1 pseudogene is annotated in these 479 nt (G+C 74.1%); it reads right to left on the reverse strand.

The annotated features are described in order from the left end of the window. Nucleotides 1-26 precede the first annotated feature (26 nt). Nucleotides 27-479, reverse strand: a pseudogene (locus LPA54_RS37370) (NmrA family transcriptional regulator); the annotation flags it as partial.

The following is a 479-nucleotide window of genomic DNA, read 5'->3' on the forward strand; positions in this document are numbered from 1 at the left end:
GGCGAGGGCCACGGCTCCAGGGCGCGTCACCGCTGCTGGGCGGCCAGCCAGTCCGCGTACCGCGTGGTCGCGAGCTCCGCGTCCGGGCCCGGGAGGAGCGTCGACTCGTCCACCGGGGCGCCCGAGTAGCCCGCCTCGGGATCCGTCACCACCTCGCGCGGGTCGCCCGCGACGGAGAGCGCCGTGCGGAGGGGTTCCTCCAGGAAGAGGGCCTCGGGGCCGCCGACCTCGACCATGCCGTCGAGCGGGGAGGCGACCGCCGTGCGGCACACCGCCGCGGCCACGTCGTCCGCGGCCATCGGCTGGAACTTCGCCGGAGGCACCCGCACCGTGCCGTCGACGGTCGACAGGTCCGCCAGTCCCTTCATGAACTCGAAGAACTGCGTGGCGTGCACGATCGTGTACGGCATGCCGGAGTCCCGGATCAGGTCCTCCTGCGCCTGCTTGGCGCGGAAGTAGCCGCTCGCCTGGAGCCGGTC

Origin of the sequence: Streptomyces sp. DH12 (assembly GCF_020873895.1) — a bacterium.
Taxonomy (GTDB): Bacteria; Actinomycetota; Actinomycetes; order Streptomycetales; family Streptomycetaceae; genus Streptomyces.